This window comes from Bradyrhizobium sp. SRL28, from assembly GCF_018596315.1.
In the GTDB taxonomy this organism is placed as follows: domain Bacteria; phylum Pseudomonadota; class Alphaproteobacteria; order Rhizobiales; family Xanthobacteraceae; genus Bradyrhizobium.
Genome location: NZ_JAHEAG010000176.1, coordinates 1 through 846, shown reverse-complemented (window position 1 = coordinate 846; position 846 = coordinate 1). Strand labels below are relative to the sequence as shown.

Annotated in this window: 1 protein-coding gene; it reads left to right on the top strand. The window is 61.2% G+C overall.

Annotated features, from left to right (window positions below; translation table 11 throughout):
• Window positions 1-522 precede the first annotated feature (522 nt).
• Window positions 523-846 (top strand): M16 family metallopeptidase (locus KIP88_RS45860; protein WP_374226620.1); only part of this gene is annotated, 324 nt, incomplete at its 3' end.

Sequence of the window (846 nt, the reverse complement as noted above, 5' to 3'; positions counted from 1 at the left end):
GCGTTCCTTGATATCCTGCGCAACAGACCCACCAGTACTGGCGTCTTGAAAACGAGCGGGCAGAAGTCCGGTGTACCCGGCAGATTGTTGCGGACACGATGCCGTGCCGAATTCTGCCCGGAACTGGCGTACTGGAGCTCGGTGTCAACGGAGATTTAAGTCGGCGCCCCAACAGCCATTCATGGAGAAACCAGATGCGACGTGTGTAGAGTTCTTGAAGGAGACGCCCTCTCGGGCGTGACTATCCGAAAGGTACCGCGTTTACCGTGAGGAAACTTCGGCAGGTAAAAGGTTTGCCACGAGAGGCGCTGGCGCACCGCGCGGAGACGATCGAACCTAACGTCAATCAGCGATACGTATGGTTTTACAATCTCATCCTCGCGGCCGGGCCTCACATGAGCAAAGCTTAATGCGGGGCGGCGCGTCTCTCTCCGTTTCGTGATGACCGGCACGGACAGTGCCGTGTAGGGTGCCCGTGCTTTCGCGCCCCGACCGCATGTTCGGGCTTCCATAAGGATCATGATGCCCTCACACCGAGCGACCGCCCTTTTCGTTGCCGCACTTGTTTGCACGACCTCGCTGTCGAGCAGCGGCCTCCGCGCCCAGACCACGGTTACCTCCGAACGCCCCGCCAGCTTCACGCTCGACAACGGCCTGCAGGTTGTGGTGATCCCCGATCACCGCACGCCTGTCGTGACGCAGATGATCTGGTACAAGCTCGGCTCCGCCGACGAGACGCCGGGCAAATCCGGGCTCGCGCATTTCCTCGAACATCTGATGTTCAAGGGCACCGCCAAGCACCCGGCCGGCGAGTTCTCGCAGACCGTGCGGCGGGTCGGCGGCAAC